The following is a 23042-nucleotide window of genomic DNA, read 5'->3' on the forward strand; positions in this document are numbered from 1 at the left end:
GAAGTGTTTTTATCCAATCACATAAAGTATGCCATTCCTTTAGTTTATGATTCTTTCTTGCATGATAGATATTAACTAAAGTTTCATAATTCAAAGTACAAGTACGTAACTGATTATAACTTGATGGTAAAAGCTGAATTAAATCATACCAATACGCCTTCTCTTTTGTTTCTACAAATTTTTGACGAATTGTTTCCATATAATCAATATATGCTTGAAATTTTTCTTTGGACTCCTCAGTCATATGGTCATGGCTAAAGTCATCAAGTTCAAATGGCTTATTATGAATTTTATGCATAGTACTTGTAGAGTTTGCTACCGTTGCTACCTTATAAGTATCATATTCTTTCCACCAATACATTGGTGCTGTAATATCTACCGATACAAGAATCTGTCGAATAAATTTACGGTGATCACTACCTGCCCCACATAGACGCTTCGCAAGATTTAAATCATTTTCACCTAGAACATACTCATGTGCATCATTATAGTAGCTATCCATTCTTGCCCAGCTATTCATTGGATTTCTTGCACCTCGAATAGCATTCTCCATGTTCATAACACTTGTGTTGCTTACACCTAACATCCCTTATCCTCCTTTGCATACTTCCATGAATTATAGATTGCTCATGTATTCATCCATGGCTTCTGCTACCTGTTTTGAATAATATACCGCCTCCACTACGGTCTTTGCACCATTTACGACATCTCCGGATGCAAATATACCAGGGCGTGAGGTTTCTCCCTGTTCATTCGTAACAATTAATCCTCTTCGGTTTACATCGATACCTTTTGTTGTGGAAACAATCTTATCCTTTGGTCCTTGACTAATTGCAATAATAATAGATTGTGAAGGATATAGTTTAGCACTTCCTTCTACAATTTCCATGTTACCTTCTTCATCCCAGGTTACTGTATTCATAATAGGACCATCTTCAGTTAATTCAACTGTAGACTTACAAGTTTCAAAGTTAACACCATCTATTTTTGCATATTCTACTTCATGGACACTCGCTTTGATTTCTTCACGATGAGAATATATTGTAACTTCCTTAACCCCTTTTCGGATTGCTGTTCTTGCAACATCCATCGCAGAGTTTCCTGCGCCAATGATTGCAAGCGAGTCCCCAAGTTCAAAGGAGTCTGGATTTACAAGATAATCAATTGCATAATGAACATTACCTAGAGTTTCTCCTTTTAAGTGTAACGCATTTGGTCTCCAAACGCCAGTACCAACAAATATTGCTAAATAACCATCACGGAATAAATCATCAATTCCAATTGCACCACCAATTGTTGTATTTGGACGGAATTTAATTCCTAACTCTAACATTTTCTTTTTATAATTATCAAGAATTTTCTTTGGAAGACGGAATTCTGGAATACCATAACGTAAAACTCCACCTATTTTTTCTCTAGTTTCAAATACGGTTACATCATACCCTTTTTTCGCCAATAATATAGAAATCGTAATACCAGCAGGACCTGAACCTATAACAGCAGCTCGTTTATTCTTCTTCTCTTCTCGGTCTAGCTTCATTTGATCAAAATAGGTACTAGAAATATAGTTTTCTATACTACTAATGTGTACCGGCATACCCTTTTTGCCTAAAATACAGTGCCCTTCACATTGCTTATCGTGGTCACATACTAAGGAACAAACGATAGAAAGAGGATTATTTTCAAAAACCATTTCTCCGGCTTTTGCAATACCTCCATTTAAAAATTCTTGTATCATAGTAGGAATCTGTGTGCTGATTGGACAACCAGTCATACAGAGTGGTTTCTTACAATTTAAACATCTTTTCGCTTCATATACTACATGATCTGCCATAAAAAAGCCCTCCTTATTACGGTCAGTAAATAACAATATCCGTTCGGATTTTATTATATACGAAAATGTTCAAATAGCAACAATCGTTAATTAATTGACACTATTCGATTATTTTACTATGAAATTTCTAACAATACAGTAAGTTTTTAGTGATATCATCTGCTTGTTTTTAGGAATGAAATCGAGGACTTATTTTTTCTTCTACATTATGGTATCGAAACCCATTGCATATTTAGATTAAATCTTCTATAGTAGATATGATAGTAAACGTGATAATAAGGTTCTAACCAAAATAGGACCAAGGAATATAGAGGATAATTATGGATACAAAGAAAAGTATATTAATATTAACGACTGGTGGCACGATAGCCTCACTTAGCAGTAGTGAGGGTCTTGCTCCGGGTTTAAACGGCTCAGACCTTGGGGGGTATCTAGCTGGTATTTCAGAAAATTACCTTATTACAATAAAGGACATCTTAAATTTAGATAGCTCCAATATTCAACCAGAAGAGTGGATGTTTATTGCAAAAAGTATTTACGATAATCATAACTCTTACGATGGTATCGTAGTAACTCATGGTACCGATACAATGGCATATACCACTTCCGTTCTTTCTTTTATGTTAAAGAACCTTCCGATTCCAGTGGTGTTTACCGGTTCTCAGCTACCACTTACACATCCGCTTACAGATGCTATAGATAACTTACGGTATGCGCTTGCTATGGCGGCAACAGGTATCCCAGGAATTTATCTTGCATTTCATAGAAAAGTTATCTTAGGATGTCGCGCTGTAAAGGTTCGCACGACAGGTTTTGATGCCTTTGAAAGTGTGAATTATCCACTGGTAGCAACCATAGATGCCAATGGACTTAATATCAATACAAATGCCATACAACCTATCACTGGTAAAGTAGTTTATAAAGAAAATCTATGCAATGATGTATTTTTAATTAAATTAACACCTGGTTTAAACCCTGAGATATTCGATATGTTAGTAGAAATGAATTATAAGGGCATCGTTATTGAGGCCTTTGGCTCTGGTGGTTTACATTTTGTAAATCGTAATCTTATGGAAAAATTAAAGAAATTAGTAGACGCTGGAATTCCTATTGTCGTTTCAAGTCAGTGTCTTTACGAGCGAAGTGACTTATCCATCTATCAGGCAGGTCAGTTAGCGCTAAAGCAGGGTGTTATTCCAGCTTATGATATGACTACAGAAGCCGCTGTAACAAAGCTTATCTGGGCACTTGGTCAGTCAAATGATGAAGAAGAAGTTCGTAAAATGTTCCAGACAAATTATGCGGGGGAAATCAATTTAAATAAACCTGCACATGCATAGCCATCATTTCATATGATGATATTGGAGTATTCTTAAAGAATACTCCAATTTTTATGAAAGGTAACAATTTATGTGTTCCTCTACATTGATTTAGTTTTGCACAATCAGATAGGTATTTTACTATTACAGCCAATTGTTGACTTTCCAGTTACTTTCTTGTAAAATGTTGTTTGTCAGTCCAAGGCATAATCCGACAGAAATGTCTTCTCCGAACATATAGGAGATAAAATTAGCGCCATGTACCTCTATTGGACGGGAAATTTAGAGGTTAACGAGGTAGGGAGTTAGCGAATCTTCGGCGGATGCTCTCTCGTACAGTTTGAGTGCGTAAGGTGCTGAAAAAATGGCAGGTAACTGCAGCACAACAGCAGTACTATCAAACAACAATGTATTTGTACTTTGACAACTAAATTAAGAAGGAGAATTTTTTATGTGTGGTATTATTGGATTTACCGGACACTTAAATTCGGCCGAGGTACTGCTTAAGGGACTCGGAGAATTAGAGTATCGCGGTTATGACAGTGCAGGAATTGCATGTTTTATGGACGGAGGAATTCGTATAATCAAATCCGTAGGAAAGGTAGCCGCATTGAAGGAAAAAGTTCCGGCTGCCTTTGTATCTTCTTGTGGTATTGGGCATACCCGATGGGCTACTCATGGTGGAGTATCCGAAGTAAATGCTCACCCACATTCCTGTGGAAAGGTTACTTTAATTCACAATGGTATTATTGAAAACTATCACGAGCTAGAACATGAGCTTAAACTCGGCGGACGCCAACCAAGTTCTCAAACAGATACCGAAATAGCTGCAATGCTTATCGATAGTTTATATTACGGTGATGCCTATCAAACGATTAAGGCAGCTGTTGACAAATTGGAAGGTGCTTACGCATTCTGTATCTTATTTTCAGATCAACCTGATGTAATCTACTGCATAAGAAAAGGCAGCCCACTTGTTGCCTGCAGCACAGAACAAGGTTCCGTAGTCGCTTCGGATATGGTAGCACTGCTCCGTTATTCGAAGGATTATTTCATATTGCCTGAATTTCATATCGCTAAGCTAACCAAGACTTCTATTACGCTTACCGATTTAAATGAGGAGCGCGTAGAACCAGAAATGCTAAGTGTTACTTGGGATATGTCTGCCGCTCAAAAGAATGGTTTTAAACACTACATGCTAAAAGAAATCTATGAACAACCAGAAGCAATTACGCGAACGATTGCTCCTAGAATCAAAAAGTATACAGGAGAAGATTCCAAAAAAGAATATCTTCTTCCAGATTTAACTTGTGATAATATTCCGGATTCCTTATTTTCTGATATCAATCGTATCATCATTACAGCATGCGGGACTGCTATGCATGCAGGATTGATGGGTAAAGTATTATTAGAACGCCTTCTACGTATTCCTGTAACCGTTGATATTGCATCAGAATTTCGTTATCAGGATCCAATTATGGACCGGAATACACTAGTAATTACAGTTTCACAATCCGGAGAAACTGCGGATACCTTAGCGGCATTAAGACTTGCTCATGAGATGGGAGCAAAAACTCTATCCATAGTAAATGTCAAAGGATCCGCTATAGCAAGAGAAAGCGACTATGTATTCTATACTCATGCAGGTCCAGAGATAGCAGTTGCAAGTACCAAAGCTTACACTGCTCAACTTTCTGCCTTTTATATCTTAGCTTTCCGTTTTGCATATGCAAAAGGTTGCCTTGCTAAGAATGAAGTATCGAATTATCTACAAAAATTGTATGATGTTGTACTGTCAATTGAAGAAGTATTAAAACAGGCTGACTACTTCAAAAAAATTAGCAAGGAACTTATCCATACAGAAAATCTATTTTTCATAGGGCGTGGTATGGATTCCGCTCTTGCTTGCGAGGGCTCTATTAAGCTAAAAGAAATTACCTATATTCATTCTGAAGCTTATGCTGCTGGTGAACTAAAACATGGTACTCTTTCCTTAATTACGGAAGGTATTCCTGTCATTGCATTAGCTACCCAGTCAAACGTATTATCGAAGATGGTTTCTAATATGAAAGAAGTACGTGCAAGAGGTGCTATGGTTATTTGTATTACAACTAAGGATGCAGTAATCGAAAGCTCCCTTTATGATTTTCGTATTGATATTCCGGCTACAGAGGATATTTTTGCTCCATATGCTGCAGCCGTTGCTTTACAGATGATCGCTTATTATACTTCTGCTTCCCGTGGTTTAGACGTTGATCAACCGCGTAATTTAGCAAAATCCGTGACAGTGGAATAAATTTTCGTTACATGAAAATTACGCTTCGCAAACTTTTCCTTGTTATATATAAAAGTGTTGATAATTAAAGTGAAGTGCACCTCCAGATGTTAGATAAAATATATCTATCATTTTGAGGTGCACTTCATTATTTTCATCTTTATCTATTTAACATCCTTTATATTTTAGCCTTTTATATCTAAACCTTTTATATCTTAACCTTTTATATTTTATCCCTTTATATCTTAAACCTTTATATTTTAGCCTTTTATATTTTATATCTCTTTTTACATGCTTATAATTGAATATCTTAATAACACTTCATCTAATATCATTCTATTACTTATTATTATATAAGAACATTTACATGTTTATCGTACCTATTATCCATTCGTTTCTCTTCTTTTTCTTCTATCTCAGAGTTATTCCTATACATGCGTTCTTTTGCTACTTTTGTTTCTTCTAATTTCTCTTTTAAAGAAATAGAATTTTTAGAATCCTTCTCCTGATTCTTCAACTCATCTTTTTGAGCATTCGCAAGCTCATTTAATTTTCCGAGTTTCTCACTCAATTTTATATCATTCTGGGATAATCTTTTTTTCGCTTCGGACACATTTTTAGTAAGACTCTTGCTAGCTCCACCTGACCTTGCCATGGATGATTTCAATTCTATGGAAGCGACCCTTAACTCTCCTTCTGTCTTTACTTTTAATCGTTTATGTATACCAACCTCCGACATAACATTGGATGCCTCTGTAAGAAATTTCTGATGTAACTGATTTCTATATTCCTCTTCTGTAATATCTTTATTATTGGATGCTGATTCTCTCTGTCTTTTTTCAATCTCTTTTTGGGCATTTTCTTTTTCTTGCTGCTGTAATTGCTGCTGCCTTAAAGCTATTTGACTTTTTATATCATCGATCTGTTCTTGTATTTCTTTTCTCTTTGCTAGTTTTTCTTCAGGTGTCATTTCTTCATTCGCACTCAATGAATTTAATTCTTCCTGATACCCTTTATACTGTTCTCTTAAGGACTCTAAGAATGAATCTCCCTGCTTATTAAAACTTAATTCTGCTGCATTAATGCTGCTTCTTTCTTCCTTGCTCTTATTAGATTCTTGTATTCCTAAACCATTTGTATATTGATTTTGCCCAAAAGCAAGTGATGAAGAATAAGAGTAACCTTGCGTAGCACCTATATTCATTTATAACACCTATCTTTCTCTCTTTAATTTCTGGTAACCAAATATAAACTATATCATACATATCGGCACCGTCTAGTAAAAATTAACCATTTTCAATAAAAACATAGGCGTTTTCATTATCTAAATATCCTATGTCGGATTTTTTATCGAATTTTAATTGTATTTTTTTATGTGTCTAACTATAATGAACTATTATGACAACTTAGATTTACTAAAAACAAGAAAAAGCTCGCTTTCTTTTTCTTGTCTTGAATAATTTGATACCTTAATAAATGTGAGAATGAATTAGAATATATTACAATATTTTATAGTAGGTACTATATGTTAACACACGTAGTTACTGCTATAGATAGGCGCTTTGGCGCTAGAATAGAGGTTATTATGCAAAAATTCAAAAATCTATCCCGAAAAAAGAAAATACGATATGGTATTTTGTCCGTCCTAATATTCTATCTAGTTTATGTTATCATCAGTGTTACCATCCCCTTCGCAAATCCACCAAAAGTTAGTGAAGAATTTAAGCAAAGTGTTAATTTAAACGCTTTTTATAGTGATACCATATCGGTAGATCGTGCTGCTATAGTGGAAACTAGTCAAGATGCGCTTGATGTTCGAATACATATGATTAATCAAGCCAAAGAAAAGATTGCAATTTCTTCTTTTTCCATAAAGCATGACCGCAGCTGTAAGGAAATTGCTAGTGCAGTCTTAGCTGCTGCTAATCGTGGTGTTAAAGTTCAAATTCTTGTAGATGGACTTACAGGTAATATCGATATGGGATCTGATCCAATTTATTATGCTCTTGGAACGCAGGAAAATGTTGAAATTCGCTATTATAATATTCTTAACTTATTAAAACCATGGACAGCAAATGGCAGACTACATGATAAATACCTTATTGTAGATGATTCTTTATTGCTCCTCGGGGGCAGAAATATCTCAAATTATTTTCTTGGTGAGTATAATACCAATGTCTTAAGCTATGATAGAGATATCCTCGTATATAATACTGCGGCTAAAACAAGTAGAAATGATGAAAGTGTTCTATCCCAAGTATGGAGTTATTTCGAAACAATTTGGAATGATAAGATGAGTGAACCGGTATTTGACCGGGTTCCAAGGTATAAGAACAATAAGGTTTCAAAGGCTTATGAAACTCTAGGTTCCATCTATCAGGACTTAAAAACATCCAGACCTCAGCTTTTTACCGAAGTTGATTATGTTCCATTAACTGTTCCAACAAATAAAGTTAGTTTAATTACAAATCCTATTCATATCATGGCAAAAGAACCTCATATCTGGTATCAGATGGCGGAGCTAATGAAAAATGCAGAGAAACGTGTTTATATTCAGTCTCCATATGCTGTCCTAGACTCAACTATGTATCAGGATATGAATGAAATCAGCAACAAGGTACCTGATTTTCGAATGCTCATTAACTCTACCGCTGGCGGCGATAATGTCATGGCATCTTCAGATTACACCTTCAATAAACGAAAAGTTATCAAAACAGGCGTGCAGATTTTTGAATTTCAAGGAGAACACTCCATGCACGATAAATCTATTTTAATTGACGATGACATATCTATTATAGGTTCCTTTAATGTTGATATGCGAAGTGCTTATCTGGATACCGAAGTAATGCTTGTCGTACATGGTACTGAGTTTAACAAACAATTAGAATCCTATATGTATGCGATGCAAGATAAGTCTCTTCCTGTACATGAAGATGCATCCTATGGAACCAACGGAAATGTCATTCCACTAAAAATTTCAACCGGTAAGAAGATGCTTTATAACATTACCTCTGCTGTATTTCAGTTATTTCGCTATTTATTATAGAGGTAAATAGTTTGGTTATATAGACTTTTAAAGGAATTAATCAATATATGATTTACGAAGCAAATGTATTAGCAAGCTAATTCACTTGTTATGGATAAGAAAACGAAGAGGAGTGAGATAACATCTCATTCCCCTTCGTTTTTATTATTTTTTATTATTATTTTTTTATTATTATTTTTTTATTATTTCTTTATTATTATTTTTTTTATATAATTAAGATAATAAACTTAAATTAATTGCTTCTAGTTATTATATCTTTTAACTCTTCTACTGAAAATTCATAGTTCGTATTGCAAAAATGACAATTTACTTCAATTGGCTTTTCATCGTCTATCATCTCTTGTAAATCTTTCTTTCCGATGCTTACAATAGCCTTCTCCACACGCTCTTTTGTACAGTTACAAGTAAACTTGGTTGGTATCTTATCTAAGATAGTAAGACCAAATTCTCCAAGTAACTCCTGTAAGATTTCTTCCGGTGTCATACCTTTATCTAACATCGAAGTGACTGAAGTAATTTCCCCAATCTTTTTTTCTAATTTCTCAATTACTTCTTCTTCTGCAAATGGTAATAACTGAATGATAAATCCACCTGCACATCGTACTGTATTATCACGATTCATCAATACTCCAAGTGCTACTGAGGATGGAACCTGCTCTGAGGTTGCAAAATAATAAGTCAAATCTTCTGCAATCTCACCTGTAACTAAATCAGTTTGTCCAACATATGGCTCCTTTAGTCCCATATCCTTAATCACACTAAGAACACCGATATCAAGTGCCTTACCAACATCTAATTTTCCTTTTGGACTAGGAGGAAGATTTACTACATTTTGATTCGCATAACCTTTCACATTTGCACCAGCATCTGCAGTAACAGTTAATCCACCAATTGGTCCACTACATGCAATCTTTAATGTTAAGAGATCTTTTTCTCCCTTCATCATACTACCCATCATTGCTCCACCAGTTAGTAATCTTCCAAGGGCTGCAGTTACAACAGGACTTGTGTTGTGAGCCTGTCTTGCAGTTTCAACGATTTCCGTTGAAATACAGGCGAATGCTCGTATCTGGCTATTTGCTGCGGTTGCACGTATTATATAATCGTTCATCATTTTCCTCATTTCTTCACTGTTTTTTTCTAATATTCAGTTTGTGATTTCAAATTATTATTATTTTACAAATAAAACTTATTCTCTTGTTTTTTCTCCCGTGCAATGATATAAATACGCTCACTTTCCTCGGATGGCGCATTCTTAGTCATTGCATCGTAAGCAGCCACATATTCCATTCCTGCTTCGATTAATAATGCTTTTATTTCCTCTAGCTCATAAGCTCTTTGATAATGAGTTTCCTCCCATCTTTGATAAAGATTACGTTCATAGAGTGAAGTTGTTGATTCTAACTCCTCATCCTCAAGCTCAATCTCCGTCTTTTTATAGATTGTAATATCATATTGATTGATTGCTTCTTTGTCATGATAAAAGTTTTCCCAGATAAAACTGCAATCTTCTCGATTCTCTGCAATTGTTGTCTCTCCAAGGATATCTCTGTATTTATGAATTGTGTTCATATCAAAAATAAATATTCCTTGTGGGTCTAAATAGTTATTCACTAAACGAAAGACTTGCTTAAGCTCCTCTGGTTTTGTAATATAGTTCATACTATCACAAATACTAACCACTGCAGAAACAGTTCCATATAACTCAAATTCTCTCATATCCTGATTCAGATATAAAATATCGTCAAAGGAATATCCTACATCCATATCTTTTTCTCTTGCAATTTCTAACATGTCTTCTGATAAATCTATTCCAATCATGTCATACCCGCGTTCAAATAATCTTCTGGTTATACTTCCAGTACCGCAACCGAGCTCTAGTACTAAACCATCCTTCACTCCGTACTCTTTTAATAAACCAGCAAGATACTCTGACCATTCCTCATAAGGAACATTATCCATAAATGTATCATAAACTTCAGCAAAACCTGTATATGCTTGCATTCTAGTTCTCCTCCCAGTAAAAGGGTATTCTATATCGCTATCGCTGCTTTCTCATTCCCTTTTGACACACATAGTATTTAAACAGGAGTTTTATTCCCTGCCAAAATCAGTCCCATCCCTAAAAAGCAGTTGATTTTCCAGATGACATCTTGATGTCATCTAATATCATCTTGATACCATCAAAACCATCAAAAAGGACTGAAGTAAAGTGGTATCAATATTTCATACCAAACTTTACAACAGCCCCTATTATAACATTATTCCATTGTTGCTTCAATGTATTCTAGAAAATGTAATCTATCATATATGTATTATTCCAATACAAAATTTCCTAATTATAATTTTGATTTTAATAATACATCCAAATAATTTTCTTAAGTACTTAATCTTACAGCATACGATATACTGGTTTTAGCGCTGGATACAACTCACGGAATACCTCATATTTCTTATTATACTTCTCCACCAAAGCTGGCTCTTGATGAATGGTATCTGTAACACGAATTAACTTATCTGCTGCCTCAGATACTGTCGCATAAGCACCGCAACCAACTGCTGCTAACATTGCTGCACCATATCCAGGTCCTTCTTCACAAGCTAATTTTTCAACTGTTACATCTAAGATATTAGCTACTAACTTACACCAGAGGTCACTCTTTGCTCCACCACCAATTAATCTGACACGTTCTACTGTAACACCAAAAGAACGAGCGATTTCAACTGCATCACGAAGTGCATATGTAACACCTTCTAAAACTGCAAGCGTCATATCTCCTCTTGTTGTATTCATTGACATACCAACAAATGCACCACGTGCTGATGGATCGTTATGAGGAGTTCTCTCTCCCATAAGGTATGGAAGGAAGTAAACTTCATTTTCTCCAAGTTCACCAATCTCTTGCTGTTCCTTTGCAAACTCTTTCGTTTTTAAGACATCTTCCATCCACCATTTATTTGCAGATGCTGCACATAACATACATCCAAGGAAGTGGTATTTACCGTTTGCATGAGCAAAAGAGTGAAGTGCATTATTTTCATCGACTGCAAAATTATCAGACGCAATAAATACTGTACCGGAGGTTCCAAGAGACACACTACACATACCATGTTCTATTGTTCCAGTACCAATTGCTCCTGCTGCGTTGTCACCAGCACCTGCAATAACCTTAACTTCAGTTGTAAGTCCTAATTCTTCTGCAGCGGTACTCGTAAGCGTTCCAACCACTTCATAGCTCTCATAAATATTTGCGAGTTGATTTTTCTGTATGCCTACAATTTCAATCATCTCATCGCTCCAACATTTATGTTCTACGTCAAATAATAACATACCAGACGCATCTGAAACATCCGTACAATGAACTCCAGTAAAACGATATGCAAGGTAATCCTTTGGTAACATGATTTTTGCTATTCGATTAAAGATGTCAGGCTCATGTTTTTTAACCCACAATAATTTGGGAGCAGTAAAACCAGTTAGTGCCATATTCGCTGTGTAGCGAGAGATTTTTTCTCTTCCAATTACATTATTTAAGTAATCGCATTCTTCTCCTGTTCTGCCATCGTTCCACAGAATTGCAGGTCTAAGTACTTCGTCATCACTATCTAAGATAACAAGTCCATGCATCTGTCCACCAAAACTAATTCCAGCAACTTCTTCATTCTTAATGTCACTAATTAATTCTTTGATTCCTGCAACGCTCTGACGATACCAATCCACTGGATTTTGTTCCGACCATCCAGTTTTCGGGAAGAATAAATCATATTCTTTTGATACTACCTTTGTAATTTCACCATTGTCCTTCATCAACACAAGCTTCACAGAAGAAGTTCCCAAATCCACACCAATATAATACATCTGCTACCTCCCATACACTTTATCTTATTTCAACTAGCTCTGCTAAGCGGTACCCAGAATCCGCTTCGCTACTTCCTCGTAACCTTACAGCAGCTTCGCAACTAACTCAGTGGCGCTCGAACATCCATTGAGATTAAGCTGTTGGCTCCGCTTAGAAGCGGAGGACATCTCCCGTAAGATTATATTGTTTATTTACTAAACAATATAATTATGGTATAATCATAACAATATACAAAACGAGTGTCAAGAGAGATTCTTACGGTTTCCTTGATAGAAATTGAAAGATCTGACACTTTAAAGAAAGGACGAAATTCTATCATGGTTTTAGGTAGTAAAGAACTTATACGAGATATTAATAGTAAGCTAGTGCTTGAAACTATTATACAAAATGAGCCTATCTCTCGTGCTGCTATCTCGAAGAAATTAGGACTTACCAAAGCCACTATTTCTGCTATCGTTAGTGATTTTATTAATGATAAATTAGTTGTGGAAATCGGAAGTGAAGATACGGGGCTCGGTCGTAAACCAATTCTATTAAGTTTTCATAAAAAAGCTGGTTATGCAATTTGCGTTGATATTGAAGTTTCTAGAATCTCCTGTATGATCTCAGATCTAAAAGGGGAACAGCGCAGTGTCAAACAAATCAAAACACCTTCAGAATCAAACTTAGTACCAGTGTTAATTGATCTCATACAATCTATGGAATCTGAATACGAAAAAACACCTTATGGTCTCATTGGTATTGCAATTGGTATCCATGGTGTTGTCCATCAAAACGAGGTATTATTTACCCCTTATTACAATTTAAATGGCATTAACCTCTCAGAACAATTAGGTAGCTATTTTGGTGTCCCTGTATTCTTGGAAAATGAAGCAAATCTTTCTGCACTAGGAGAGAAAGCTTATCTCCCAGAAACTTATACTTCACTTGCAAACCTTAGTATTCACTCTGGAGTAGGTTTAGGTATTATATTAAATAAACAATTATACACTGGATATCATGGAAATGCTGGTGAATTTGGTCATACTATCGTAGTTATGAATGGCCGTACCTGTCCTTGTGGAAATCAAGGCTGCCTCGAACAATATGCTTCGGAACGTGCGCTATTAAAAGAGTATAGTGAAGATGCTTCACTAGATGATTTGTTGTTAGCTTATGAGAAAAAAGAACCGAAGGCTATGGGAGTGATGGAGCATTTTGTAAACTACATGGCAGTTTGCGTGAATAATCTACAAAATACAATTAGCCCAGAGATTATCATCATTAATAGTGCATTTACCAATGCTTATCCGGAATTAGCTGAGATGATTGCAAAAAAAGTTAATAACAAGTTAGTTGATAAAATTCCATTGATAGCCTCCAACTTAAAAGATCATTCCATACTACTTGGTGGTATTACGGTATTGGTTAAAAACTTCCTTGGCATTAAAAATCTAAGCTTAGGAGTCAAGAATCCATCATAATGTATAACTAATATAGGTTTTATTATAAAATGGTTATTTTCCCTCTATTTCTTATATAGAGCTTATGATGTTTGATTCTAAATAGCCTCATTGTTATAACTAAAAGACGCATAAGAAATTTTAACATAAAGATCATATCTTCATGTTAGAATTACCTATGCGTCTTGTTTTAAATATTATTATAGTATTTCTAACGTTTCTTTTGATTCGAGCAATTCCGAACGGTCACAGATATAAGGTATGGCTTCTTTATGTATTACAATGTTTGCTTCCGTTGTAGTACCACCATATTCCCCATCTAAGGACCAAGGCATGTCACTTTCTGAAATAATCTTAACAGAATGGACACGATGATAATATATGTTCTTTCCAGTGAGTACATTATGCGCCAAATCATTGATGATACCACTTAGCTCAACCAGATTATTTGGCCTACGAATTAAGATTAATTCAAATAATCCATCATTTAGCAGTACTTTTGATCCAGTTATCCCCCGGAAACCGCCGATCGAATTCGAATTCGCTAACATGCCATAAATAAAATCATCCTCTAAGACTTCGTCCTCATGCTCAATGCGAAGATGGTAAACCTTAACGCTGTGAAGTTTACTGATACCACTTAAAATGTATGCCATACGACCAAGTACATTCTTAAAGTTTTGTGGAGTATCATAAGAAACATCTGTAAATAATCCAAATGCTGCTGTATAAGTAAAGTACGAATTATTCATTGACCCCACATCACATAATAAGGTAGCACCTTTTACAATGATTTCAGCAGCCTTCACCATGTTCTTTGGAATATTTAGACTATAGCCGAAGTCATTTGTTGTACCGGAAGGTATGTAGCCAACCGGTAACGAACAACCAACTTCCATAAGTCCTCCTACTACCTCATTCAAAGTTCCATCCCCACCAGAACATACAATGGCATCACATTCGTTTTTGGTTGCATATTCCTTTGCTATCTCTCTGGCATCCATTTTTTGTTTGGTTGGGTATATTACAATTTCACAATCTGTCCTTAAGAATATCTCTAGAATCTGTGAAAGCTTCGTACGTATTCTACCTCTACCTGCATTTGGATTATAGATAAATAACATCTTTCTTCGCATTTTATACGTCAACCTTTCTATTCTTCCTTGATTGTATCAATCATTTGCTTTTCCATAGCTTTTCTTTTTCTTGTCATGATACCACCGATACGGCCTGTTTCCTTTGCAGACAAAGACCCCCAGCCCTCACGAAGTACTTGATCAAAAAGTCCTAGTTCTTTTGCAATCTCATACTTCAACATATCTTCCGGTTTAACTTTTGACATATCAATTGGTTTTCTTATTTTTCCCATACAATATACTCCTTATTGTGTTGCAACACAAGGAAAATGTCAATCCCTAAAAGGTGTCATTTCCCCTATATTACTAATTACTGGGTACCTAATACCCTCTTGGAGTATATCCAATTTACCCTACAGTAAACATAATTTAGGGCTTTTTCTTATGGTTCTACTATGATTTTATTCTGATTTCCTTACCAAGAGAGAAAGAATAAATAATCTTTTCTTTAACCGTTTTGTCAAGTAACTGATTCAGTGCCCTCTCATAATAGCGTATTTGTTCTTGATACCGCCTTATGAGTTCTTCTTCTCCTAATTCACCCACTGCATCTGTTTTATAATCTACTAAAACAATTCCATCCTCTTCTTCAAAATAAACATCAATAATACCTTGTATTAATACTAAATCATCATTTTCGTAATCCTGTGAATTTGGACAACTGCACAAATTCGCGTGTGAAAAATCTTCGTTTTTGCTTAGTATGCTGGAGGCTTGTGCCTGCGTCGTCCGCACAAACTTCTGTGTACTTATCTCTCTTACTGGGATACCGATTACAAATGGTTGTTCTCGGTAGAGATATCCTTTTTGATAAGCAATCTGTATACGTTGATAAAGTTCTGACTCAAAAAAACGTGAAAGCCGCTCAAAATTAATACTCGATATAGATTCTTCCTGTATGAGACCACGATTTGCTAACTGAGAAACAAACTCCCTTAAGTTAAGCTTCGTTTTATTATCCGAAAAATCTATCAGTTCCAAAATCTTGTGATACAGATTTCCTCGTTCCGTTCCTCTTAGTTCTTTTTCCTCTTTTAAAAACTTAGGTATAGTAGGCTCTATTAACATTTGACTTTCCTCTTTTACCGGTGGGCTCGTCTCTATCAATTCCTCAACTTGAGGGTACTTTTCTGTCAATTCCTCATCTACTTGAGGCCACGTCTTTGTCAATTCATCCTTAACTTGAGTAAACGTCTCTGTCAATTCCTCATCTACCTGTTGGCTTAATTTTTTTAATTCACTTACCGTAGTTTTTATTGGTAGCATTGCCTCATGTTCATATGGATATCGGAAAGATAGTTTTGTTAAAAGGTCTTTTCTAGGCTGTTCTCCATCTGATTGTTCTCCATCTGATTGTTCTCCGTCTGATCGTTCTTCATCTGATCGTTCTTCATCTGATTGCTCATCCGATTCTTCCTCAAAGCTTTGAAGGAAATTATATGGATTTAATTCCTCTTGTTTATTCTTAATATCCGTCTGTTTTTCATATTCATCCTCCAACAAATCATTCGGTGTAAGCGTGATGACTCGGATTCTAGAATCATAAAGTGCTGCTGGACCAACAAAAGAAAAATAATCTTTCGCCATAGCCAATGTTTGAAACCGCAAAGGAGTAACTCCAGGTGTAGAATCTTGTCTCCATTTATCAAACACATCATTTGCATCATTTGCACTGCCAATCATAATTAGCTTTTCCTTGGCTCTCGTTAACGCAACATATAAGACCCTTAATTCTTCTCCTAGGTTATCAAGCACAATATTCTTTTTAATTACCTGTTTTAACAGAGTCGGACACTTTGTTCTAAGTTGATAATCAATGCATTCTGGTCCGATTCCGTAATCGGCATGAAGAACAATTTTTTCCCTTGCATCCATCGTATTAAATTGTTTTCCCATTCCAGCAAGTATTACCACCGGAAACTCCAAACCTTTACTTTTGTGGATACTCATGATACGAACTGCATTGTCATTCTCCGAAAGTCCACCGGCTTCCCCATAATCAATTTCAAATTTTAATAATCTTTCAATATAACGGATAAATTGAAATAATCCATGGTAACTACTTTCTTCAAAAGATAGTGCATGTTGAACCAGTAGATTTAAGTTATTTCTTCGCTGTTCTCCTCCTGGCATAGCATAGACAAAAAGATCATATCCAGTTTCTTTAAAAAACTCTAAAATAATCTCATGAACCGGAAGGTATATAGCCTTTTCTCTTAATTTATCATAAGTAGCAAAAAAACGCTTTAACTTCTCTCCCGTTTCTATTAAGTTTTTGTCCATAGAAACTGTCTTCTCTGCGCTGCTTTTTTCATACATCAAATCTGCTTGAATAATACTGTCATAAACCGGTTGAGTTTCTTCCGGTTGAGTTACTTCGTCTTGTATTTCCAAATAATTTAAAGCACATTCTCTTGCAGCATCATAAATAGATAACTTCTCTGCTCCCTTTCCCGGTTTCACTCTAAGAAATGATAATTGTTCTGCACTTAATCCTACAATTGGAGAATAAAGAATAGCGGTTAACGGGGCATCTTGCCTTGGATTATCAAGTATTCTAAGATAATTTAAAACAGTTTTTACTTCCAAAGTCTGAAAATACCCTGTCTGCGTATCAGAATATGCTGGAATCCCTTCCTGTTTTAATATTTCAGTAAAGGTCTCTGACCAACCAGACATTGTACGTAATAAAATAACGATATCACGGTACTGACAACGCTTTAGGTCCTGTTCCTCTCCGTTTCTTTTCGTTACTGAGAATCCTCTCTCCCCATGCACTAATTGCTTTATACGCATAGCAACAGCCTTCGCTTCCAATTCTCGCTTGCTAAGCTCTATTGCATCCTCTTCTAACGCCATCACATCCAACCGATCCATAGAATCCGGTATCGAAGCTTCCTCTTCTTTTAAATCTAGAATAATAAGTTCTGTCTTTGTGTCCGAGAATAGAAAAGAGGTGTTGTCTAAATCCATCCCTATCTCTGGAAATTGTGCACCAGGGTAAAGTGAGACCTCTTTGGTATATTCAATTCCTCCCATGGCTTTTGTCATAATCTTTTCAAAGACTCCGTTAATGCTATCTAGCACTTCCGCTCTGCTTCGAAAGTTCTTACTTAAATCAATACGACGATATAATCCTTCCTCCGTCGAATACTGCTCGTATTTTTCCATAAACAGTTCTGGTCTTGCCATACGGAATTTATAAATACTCTGCTTCACATCACCAACCATAAATACGTTCGGACATCCTCTAGTAACCTTAGAAATACTACTTAAGATATATTCCTGAACATAGTTACTATCTTGATATTCATCAATCATAATCTCTACAAATTGTTCGCTCATCTCAGTTGCAACTTTTGTAGGAACAAGATTCCCATCCTCTTTTGTAACTAGGATATTAAGTGCAAAGTGCTCAATATCTGAAAAATCTACAAGATTATTCTCTTCCTTCGAAGCATCTAGTCGTTCTAAAAAGTCATGAGTAAGTGATAACAATACCAACATAGGCCTACGGACTTTTCTCATATCCGTAAGCATGTCCTCCATTGGTTGAAAAAAGAAATCGTCAGATAAATCAGAAAGTATCTTTTTTACCATCTGACGTATTGCCTTTACTTCTTCTTTTCTTTCCTCTGTTGCATCCGGCCATTTTTTCGTAGATAACCTCGCAAATGTTATGTTAGAAAATGCATCCTGATACTCTTCGTACGAATGCTGTGAACCTGCATCAGAGTTAAGGAGCCTTTCTATTATCTCTTGATCTGATAATAATGCATCCAGATAAGGCTTTGGTCCATCCGGGTAATTCGTAATCTCGATTGCTTTTGCACACAAATCAGAAGCCTCACGAAGGATTGCCTTAACATATTGAAGGAGTTGTTTCATCCAGCTAGTTTGATTGATATCTTCTGCTGTCTCAACTAAGAAATCCTTTTCTCTCTCCTCCAGCCATTCATGCGGATAAGGATAACTTTGCGAAAATTGATATAGCTTTAATATAAAATTCTCAATTGGCTCATCTGATTTTGAAGCAGAATAACATTCCACAAATTCTAAAAAATCTTCAGCACCTTCCTCATACTTTTCTTCCAATAAAGTAGCTAATACATCAGATTTTAATAACATTAATTCTGCTTCCTCTGCAATCCGAAACGAAGGGTCTAGGTCAATGGTATGAAAATGATTTCGAATTACCGATAAGCAAAAACTATCAATTGTGGTGATTTGAGCACTATATAAAAGTGTCAGCTGTTTTTGCAGATGAACATTGTCAGGCTGCTCCAATACCTTCTTTTCAATCGCAGCGCCAATACGTTCCCTCATCTCTCCAGCTGCTGCCTTTGTAAATGTAACAATAAGCAATTGATCAATATTAATCGGAGAGTTTTCGGACGTAATCCGATTGATTATGCGCTCTACTAGAACAGCAGTTTTTCCAGAACCTGCAGCTGCAGAAACTAAAAGATTGCAATCTCTAGTATCAATTACCTTCTGTTGCCCCGGTGTCCAACTCGTCTTTGCCAAAAAACTCATCCTCCTTTTTGATTAAATTCCAAACTTCCTCTTTATTTAATGTCTTTAAATTACGATACGAAAAACCACTCACTTTACAGTCAAATCCACAAACAGATTGGAAGGAACAATAAGTACAGGCATTTCGATTCTTGGCCCTATAAGGATTATGCCTGACTTTTCCCTCCATGATTTGCTCACTGAAACGATGCATCAGATCTTTGATATAGTCCGTCAATGTAATAAGTTCTTCTTCTTTTGCTACGGAAGATCTCTTTGTAAAAGTTCCATCCTTCCCAGTCTCTACCGGGATTACTGTTGATTTTGTCGAGGGCGCAAGTTCTCCCTCATCTCCACAAAAGCTAGTATCAAGAAGCGGCACTACAACCTTAGATGCATTCACAAGTCCGTTCATCGCTAACTTCTTCTCAATATCCTCCTCTACGGAGCTAGATTTTGTAACAATGGGATCATCTAAATTATAATAAAATACTCCAGCTGGATGTATCTCATGATTTGGATACTGCTCTTTCATTAATTCCATAGCAGCACTTAAGTAAACACCTAACTGCAATTGCAAACCATAGTATAAATTCATTAAGTCGAAGGATGTACTACCTGATTTATAGTCAATAACTTTAACATAAAGTTTACCGTCCTGTTCATATAAATCCACACGGTCAATTCGTCCTCGTAAGTTTAGATATCGATCCGCATGAGAAAAATATTGCTCATAGCTTCCAGGTTCAAATACTCCCTGTTGCAACTGATGCGTTAAAGTTTTCGTTGTCCTTTGCAATATCCTCTCAACTCTGGTTGCTAAATAGGCACTTCGTTTCGAACTTTCTAAAATTCCATTTCCAAAATTCTCTACTGCTTCTCTTACGCAGCGCTCTCCAAGAGAAATACGAACGTCCTCCGGAAGCTCATGCCATGAAATATCTAACTCTTTTAAAGCTTTCGAAAACCGTTCCAATGCCTCATGAAACAAGCTCCCAATGTCAGGCATGGAAATCTTATATTCCTGACGTTCTTCTAGACTTAGACCATACTGAAGAAAATGTGCAAAAGCACATGCCGCATATTTTTCCATACGGGTTACACTGCCAAGTAATGTTTCCCCATAAAGCTTTCTTGCCACTTCTTTGGTTAAACCCTGTTCGTAGTTTTGATAAAATACCCCTTGTAATACCTTGTCTAATGATATCCTACCTTTGATTTGACCACTCACATATAAATGATATACTTCTCTCCAAAGTTTAGGTTGTTCCCCCTCATAATCTCGAAGTACAGAGATTAGATAGCTTAATCCTTGATCCGTACCAAGTAACTCATCTTCCCTCGATTTTCTATCTGCATCATAAATCTTAAGCTTTGGAAATATTTTACTTATCTTTCCAAGCAAATAAGAAGCACGAATCGACTTTCCCGAAACATCTAATTTGCTATAATAAAGATATAACTTATTCTGTGGCTTTGTTAAATTAAGGTAGAGATAAAACTCTGTAAGATAAGCGGTCTGGCGTTTCGTTGGAGATAATTCGATTTCGTGATCCGCAAATAACTGCCGCTCTGCATCGGATAATATTCCACCACCAGGATTTGCTTTCGGTACGATTCCATCATTCACTCCTAAGAAAAATAATGCTTTGATATCTTTTAGCCTGGTACGTTCGATATCACCAACTAGAATCTGATCAATACTTGGAGGAATCAAACCAACTTTCGCTTCGCGAAAACCCGTATCAAGAATATCTCTAAATTCCTTTAACGGTAATACATCCTCCCCAAGTAGTTCTACCATTCGGTCAAATATTTCAAGAACCATTCGATAGATTTGCTCATATTCTTTGGCTCTTAGTTTATCTTCTTTCTCCCCTTGCGCCTTAAACTTTTCAACAAATATATGAATCTTTTCTTCAATATGATAAGTACACAATAAGTTATAAAGAGCGTTTACACATTCCCTTACCGAGGACTTTTTACTTGTTAAAGTTTCATAAAGCGGTGTAAACTCTTTCAAAATACACTCTCTAACATAATTGATTTTCTCTAGATCCACTTCATAATTGGTTTTATATTTTCTCTCCCACTCATGCTCATAACGGTATTTTCCTCGAATACCAAACGCTATCACATAGTTTTCAAAAAGGTCTATCTCATCCATCGTAAAATCCGTTAATCCGCACTTTAAGAAACGAAATATTGCTTCATAATCAAAATTATGAGTCACTACATCAAGTGCAGAACGCAAAAATTCCACCACTGGGTTTGTAAGGATATTCTTCTTATGATCCACAAAACAAGGAATGCCTGCGAGCTCCAACTCTCTTTTCACAATATCACCATAAACCTCCATCGCACCAGAAACAATAGCGATATCTTTATAACGATATTCTTCTTCCCTAAGTAACCTTGTAATTTCTATCACTGCATGACGTGCCTCGGCCATTGGGTCTTTTGCTGCTGTAATTGATATGTCATCTTGCTCCTCAGTAAATGATTTATATGGATATCGGAAGATGTTTTTTTCCAATGCAGAAAGTGCCATGCTATTATGAAAACGATAAGAGTATCCACCATTTTCTGATGCAACAAGAATTGGAGGTTTTATCTCTATCTTTTGCGTTATTGCAAGGTCTGTAAGCTTTTCCGCCATCTTACCGCTAAGATAGAATAATTGATGTTCCTCCTGTTTTCGATTAATTTGACTTTCATCCATTGTTATTGTTACAGTAACTGACTTCGCCTTTTTCATTAAGTGCGATAGCAATTTATATTGCGATGGTGTAAATCCTGTAAATCCATCCAAACATATTTCACTGTCATTTACAAAAGAAGAATCATCAATAACATCACAAAGAAGATCTAAGATTTCCTCTGAGTTGATATATTTATCCTGGAGGAATTCCTCATAGGCTTGATAAATTGTCATGATATCCGTTAATTTATGATTAAGAAGTGGCTTTCCTTTGGCTACTTCCTTCATCTTTTGCAGTTCATCCGTATGAATGCTATACTGGGCTAATTCTGAGATAATGGATTTCATCTCTTCTACAAATCCCTGCTTTTTAACATTAGCACCAAATAAAATCAGGTCGTTTCTCTTCTCCATCATTACTTTCTTAACAATCATACTTTTCCCAGTATCTTCAAGAACTAAACGATCGTTCCCGCCAGTCTCCTCAAAAATGCGAAACGCTAAACGAAGGAAGCTAAGAATATCGATGTTATGAATGCCCTTCTTGGGGTGCATCGTTACCAAGTCTTTTTGAGTTTGGAGCGTAAATTGTTCTGGAACTAGAATTAGAAATTTCCCTTTTGGCTCCTTTAGCGAACTCTCTATTACTCTTTGATATAGTTGATAGGACTTTCCTGCACCGGAACCCCCTATGACAAATTGTAGTGACATTCTTTCTCCCCCTTTCAATTTTTTATTTGGTACCTCATGCGAAAACATGTCATGCCTTTTATTAAATGACATTAAGTATCCCTACGCCAAAGAATCAACGCTAAAATTATGCATAACATTACGTCTACTGTTTCTATGCTAATCTTATCATATTTTTTATACTCGATTAATAAACTGTATAAAGCATAATTGGGAGGAAAAAC

The 23042-nt window shown here is 35.9% G+C and carries 14 protein-coding genes (1 of these 14 cut by a window edge); 4 read left to right on the forward strand and 10 right to left on the reverse strand.

What is annotated here, in order from left to right; all coding sequences use genetic code 11:
* Nucleotides 1-586, reverse strand: partial view of a hypothetical protein gene (locus CPHY_RS17705; RefSeq protein WP_012201413.1) — the 5' portion only. It extends 41 nt beyond the left edge of the window; the window shows 586 of its 627 coding nt (coding positions 1-586); the start codon lies at nucleotides 584-586; its stop codon lies off the left edge, out of view.
* Between the two features lie 30 nt (nucleotides 587-616).
* A complete protein-coding gene (locus tag CPHY_RS17710; RefSeq protein ID WP_012201414.1) occupies nucleotides 617-1834 on the reverse strand; it encodes an NAD(P)-dependent oxidoreductase in 1218 nt (405 codons plus the stop codon).
* A gap of 320 nt (nucleotides 1835-2154) precedes the next feature.
* Between CPHY_RS17710 and CPHY_RS17715 the strand changes: the two genes are divergently transcribed.
* Entirely contained in the window at nucleotides 2155-3174 is a 1020-nt protein-coding gene (locus tag CPHY_RS17715; RefSeq protein WP_012201415.1) for an asparaginase, read from the forward strand.
* Nucleotides 3175-3604: 430 nt separating this feature from the next.
* The gene (glmS, locus tag CPHY_RS17720; RefSeq protein WP_012201416.1) at nucleotides 3605-5449 is read left to right on the forward strand and encodes a glutamine--fructose-6-phosphate transaminase (isomerizing); all 1845 of its coding nucleotides are present in this window, start codon (nucleotides 3605-3607) and stop codon (nucleotides 5447-5449) included.
* Nucleotides 5450-5777: 328 nt separating this feature from the next.
* On the opposite strand, the gene CPHY_RS17725 is transcribed toward glmS, so the two are convergent.
* Nucleotides 5778-6632, reverse strand: coding sequence for a FlxA-like family protein (locus CPHY_RS17725; protein ID WP_012201417.1), 855 nt, complete (start codon nucleotides 6630-6632; stop codon nucleotides 5778-5780).
* Between the two features lie 381 nt (nucleotides 6633-7013).
* Between CPHY_RS17725 and CPHY_RS17730 the strand changes: the two genes are divergently transcribed.
* Complete coding sequence (locus CPHY_RS17730; protein WP_012201418.1) at nucleotides 7014-8474, forward strand: phospholipase D-like domain-containing protein; 1461 nt, start codon at nucleotides 7014-7016, stop codon at nucleotides 8472-8474.
* A 232-nt stretch (nucleotides 8475-8706) separates the two neighbouring features.
* On the opposite strand, the gene hslO is transcribed toward CPHY_RS17730, so the two are convergent.
* From hslO to xylB, 3 genes are all read right to left on the reverse strand, one after another.
* Nucleotides 8707-9585, reverse strand: coding sequence for an Hsp33 family molecular chaperone HslO (gene hslO / locus CPHY_RS17735; RefSeq protein ID WP_012201419.1), 879 nt, complete (start codon nucleotides 9583-9585; stop codon nucleotides 8707-8709).
* 65 nt (nucleotides 9586-9650) lie between these two features.
* Nucleotides 9651-10478: a class I SAM-dependent DNA methyltransferase gene (locus CPHY_RS17740; protein WP_012201420.1), complete on the reverse strand. Its 828-nt coding sequence runs from the start codon at nucleotides 10476-10478 to the stop codon at nucleotides 9651-9653.
* A 388-nt stretch (nucleotides 10479-10866) separates the two neighbouring features.
* Nucleotides 10867-12333, reverse strand: coding sequence for a xylulokinase (gene xylB, locus CPHY_RS17745; protein ID WP_012201421.1), 1467 nt, complete (start codon nucleotides 12331-12333; stop codon nucleotides 10867-10869).
* 318 nt (nucleotides 12334-12651) lie between these two features.
* On the opposite strand from xylB, the gene CPHY_RS17750 reads away from it, so the two are divergent.
* The gene (locus CPHY_RS17750) at nucleotides 12652-13797 is read left to right on the forward strand and encodes an ROK family transcriptional regulator (protein ID WP_012201422.1); all 1146 of its coding nucleotides are present in this window, start codon (nucleotides 12652-12654) and stop codon (nucleotides 13795-13797) included.
* Nucleotides 13798-13976: 179 nt separating this feature from the next.
* On the opposite strand, the gene CPHY_RS17755 is transcribed toward CPHY_RS17750, so the two are convergent.
* The 4 genes from CPHY_RS17755 to addB all read right to left on the reverse strand — a co-directional run bounded on the left by CPHY_RS17755 (nucleotide 13977) and on the right by addB (nucleotide 22839).
* Nucleotides 13977-14924 (reverse strand): diacylglycerol/lipid kinase family protein, encoded by a 948-nt coding sequence (locus tag CPHY_RS17755; RefSeq protein WP_207635921.1) that lies wholly within the window; start codon nucleotides 14922-14924, stop codon nucleotides 13977-13979.
* A gap of 5 nt (nucleotides 14925-14929) precedes the next feature.
* On the reverse strand, nucleotides 14930-15145 hold the full coding sequence (locus CPHY_RS17760) for a small, acid-soluble spore protein, alpha/beta type (RefSeq protein ID WP_012201424.1): 216 nt from the start codon (nucleotides 15143-15145) through the stop codon (nucleotides 14930-14932).
* Between the two features lie 160 nt (nucleotides 15146-15305).
* The gene (addA, locus tag CPHY_RS17765; protein WP_012201425.1) at nucleotides 15306-19439 is read right to left on the reverse strand and encodes a helicase-exonuclease AddAB subunit AddA; all 4134 of its coding nucleotides are present in this window, start codon (nucleotides 19437-19439) and stop codon (nucleotides 15306-15308) included.
* On the reverse strand, nucleotides 19396-22839 hold the full coding sequence (addB, locus tag CPHY_RS17770) for a helicase-exonuclease AddAB subunit AddB (RefSeq protein ID WP_049762422.1): 3444 nt from the start codon (nucleotides 22837-22839) through the stop codon (nucleotides 19396-19398). Before addB ends, addA begins: the two co-directional genes overlap by 44 nt.
* Nucleotides 22840-23042 lie beyond the last annotated feature (203 nt).

Origin of the sequence: Lachnoclostridium phytofermentans ISDg (genome assembly GCF_000018685.1) — a bacterium.
GTDB lineage: Bacteria > Bacillota > Clostridia > Lachnospirales > Lachnospiraceae > Lachnoclostridium > Lachnoclostridium phytofermentans.